This is a genomic window from Streptomyces apricus, from assembly GCF_008369065.1.
Classification (GTDB): domain Bacteria; phylum Actinomycetota; class Actinomycetes; order Streptomycetales; family Streptomycetaceae; genus Streptomyces; species Streptomyces apricus.
Genome location: NZ_VDFC01000138.1, coordinates 1 through 3,192, shown reverse-complemented (window position 1 = coordinate 3,192; position 3,192 = coordinate 1). Strand labels below are relative to the sequence as shown.

Here is a 3,192-nt window from a genome sequence, read left to right as displayed (position 1 = left end):
GTTCCTGCGGGGTGCGGCCGGGGGCGGGGGCCTCGTGGGCGGGGTCGGTGGCGGGGTCGGCCAGTGCCGGGCGGTCCAGGCTGCCGTCGGCCGTCGCGGGCAGGTCCTCCAGGAGGACGAAGGCGGCCGGCACCATGTGCTCGGGCAGGCGCCGCGTGAGGAACTCGCGCAGGGCGCCGGTGTCCAGCGGCGGCTGCTGCCGGGCGACGACGTGCGCGACGAACTGGGTGTCCTCGCCGTCGGCCGCGCCGTGGCGGAGCGTGACGGCTGCCCGGGCGATCGCGGGGTGCGCGGCCAGGGCGGCCTCGATGTCCCCGGTGTGGACCCGGTGGCCGCGCACCCAGGTCACCTGGGCGCTGTGGCCGGCGTACTCCAGGACGCCGCCGGTGGTCCAGCGGGCCAGGTCGCCGGTGCGGTACATGCGTGATCCGGGCGGTCCGAAGGGGTCGGCGACGAAGGTGTGGGAGGTGAGTGCGGCCTGCCCCTGGTAGCCGCGGGCCGGCTCGCCGGCCAGGTACAGCTCGCCGGTGACGCCGGGCGGCAGCAGTTGCAGGGCCGGGCCCAGTACGTAGGCGCGCAGGTGGCCCAGGACGGAGCCCAGCGGGGCCGGGCCGGGGCCGGGCCATCCCTCGGCGGCCGCGAGCGCGGTGGCGCGCACGGTCTCGGTGGGTCCGTAGGCGTTGACCACGCGGACGTCCGGTATCGCCTCGCGCAGGCGCTGTACGAGTGATCCGAGCAGTACGTCGCCGGTGAGGACCACTGTGCGGGCCTTGAGGGCGGCCGGGGCGCGGTCGAGGACCGCGGCCAGCAGCGGGGCGGTCGTGCTGATCACGTCGCCGCTCCAGCCGGTGGCGGCCAGGGCCGCGGGGTCGGGGGCGAGTGTGGTGCCCGCGCCCGCGCACAGCGCGCCGAGCAGTTCGAAGGCCGCGGTGTCCTGGTGGGGGGAGGTGACGAGGACCGTCGTGCCGGGTGTGAGGGCGGCGGCGGTGGCCAGGCGGCGCACGGCGCCGGTCAGGGCGCGCCGGCTGAGGGCCACGCCGCCGCGGGAGGCGGGCCCGTAGCGCACGCAGGCGAGGKGGTCGGGCCGCAGGGGGGCGGKGCGGTCCGCCTCACCGGGGTCGGTGTCCGGGCCGCGGGTGCACTGCGGGTCGTCCAGGTGCAGGAGCGCGATGCCCGGGGCGGCCGGCTGCGGTGGCATGTCGCGGGAGGTGAGAAGGAGTTGGGGGGTTGTCTGGGCCAGCACGCTCTCGCGCAGGGCGGCCGGCCGGCCGGGGGTGAGCAGGGTGTAGCCGGCGCCCGCCTTCAAGGTGGCCAGGACCGCGGTGGCCAGGTCGGCGGGGCGCTCCAGGGCCAGGGCGACCACCGTCTCGGGTCCGATGCCGTGGCGGATCAGGCCGTGGGCCAGGCGGTTGGCGCGGGTGTTGAGCTCGCGGAAGGTCAGCGCGCTGTCCCCGGCGGTGAGCGCGAGCGCATCGGGGGTGGCTGCCGCGTGCTGTTCGACGAGGGCGGCCGCCGTGAGCGGGTCCCTCTCCCCCGGCGCCTCGTGCGGGCTCGCGGCGTCGTGGGCCGTGGTGAGCTGGGCGCGCTCGGCATCCAGCAGGGCGTCGAGGGCGCCGACGGTCCGGTGGCCGGGGGCGGTGGCCAGCTGGTGCAGGAGGGACCTGAACCGGTCGGCGATGTCCTGCGCGTCCTGCGGTGCGAACAGGTGCGGCTGGTACTGCAGGGTCAGGCGGCCGTCCTGGACGATCAGGGCCAGCGGGTAGTTGGCGCCGCCGACCGAGTCGAGGCCGGTGACGCGGAATCCGGCGGCCGCGGCCGTGCGGGCCGTCTGCGCGGGGTCCGCAGGGTAGGACTGGAAGGCCACGATGGTGTCGAAGAGGGCGTCCACGCCCGCGGCCTGGTGGATCTCGGTCAGGCTGTGGTGGTGGTGGTCCAGGAGGGCGGTCTGGCGCTCCTGCAGGTCGGTCAGGAACGCCTCCAGGGTGCTGCCCGGTGTGCACCGGGCGCGCACCGGCACGGTGTTGATGAACAGGCCGACCATGGACTCCACGCCGGTGAGGGTGCCGGGGCGGCCGGAGACGGCGGCGCCGAAGACCACGTCCTGGCGGCCGGTCAGGGCGCACAGCAGGACCGCCCAGGCGCCCTGGACCAGGGTGTTGACGGTGACGCCCAGGTCGGCGCCGCGCCGGGTGAGCGCCTGCGACTCCTGGGGGGTCAGGGTCAGGCGGATCTCGTCGACCGCGCCGGCCGCCTGTCCGGGGGCGGCGGCGGGGGCCACGGTCGTGGCCCCGTCGAGGGCGGCCAGTTCCTGCGCCCAGGCGCGGGCGCTGTGCTGCTGGTCCTGGCGGGCCAGCCAGGCCAGAAAGTCCCGGTAGCCGCGCGCCGGCGGCACGGCGCCAGCGTCGTCGCCGGCGGCGTACAGGCGCAGCAGTTCCTCGGCGATGAGCTGTTCCGACCAGCCGTCGATCAGGACGTGGTGGGCGGTCAGGACCAGGTCGGCGCGCTGGGGGGTGAACCGCAGCAGGGTCAGCCGCAGCAGCGGCGGGCGGGCCGCGTCGAAGCGGTCGGCCCGGTCCTGGGCCAGGAAGCGTGCCAGGGCCTGCTCCTGCTCGGGGTCGGGCAGGTCGCTGAGGTCGATCTCCCGCCAGGGCAGTTGAACGTCCTCGACGAGGATCTGCAGGAGGTCGCCGGCGGTGTCGGGGGCGAAGGCGGCCGTGAGGTTGGGGTGGCGCTCCAGCAGGGCCTGTGCGGCGGCGCGCATCCGCCCGGCGTCGACGGGCCCGTCCAGGTGGTAGACGGTCTGCAGGTGGTAGGTGTCGGTGCCGGTGGCGGTGTCGGCGAGCATCGACTCGAAGAGCATGCCGGACTGCATCGGGGTGGGCGGCCACACCTCCTTCAGCCGCGGGTAGCGCCGGCGCAGGGCGTCGAGGTCGTCGGCGCCCAGGGTCAGCAGCGGCGCGGTGCTGCTCTCGTCGGCCTCCACCGCGCGGGTGGCGGCCTGGGCGAGGCGGGCGACGGTGCGCAGCTGGAGGATCTGGCGGGGGGTGAGCGTCAGGCCCTGGAGCCTGGCGCGGGTGACGGCCTGGATGGCGCGGATGCTGTCGCCGCCCAGGGCCACGAAGTCGTCGTCGACGCCGACCTGTTCGGTGCGCAGGACGTCGGCGTAGACGGCGCAGAGGATGTGCTCCTGGG

Annotated in this window: 1 protein-coding gene; it reads right to left on the bottom strand. The window is 76.2% G+C overall.

Annotated features, from left to right (window positions below):
- Positions 1–3,192 (bottom strand): acyl carrier protein (locus FGF04_RS38565; protein ID WP_149516051.1); only part of this gene is annotated, 3,192 nt, incomplete at both ends.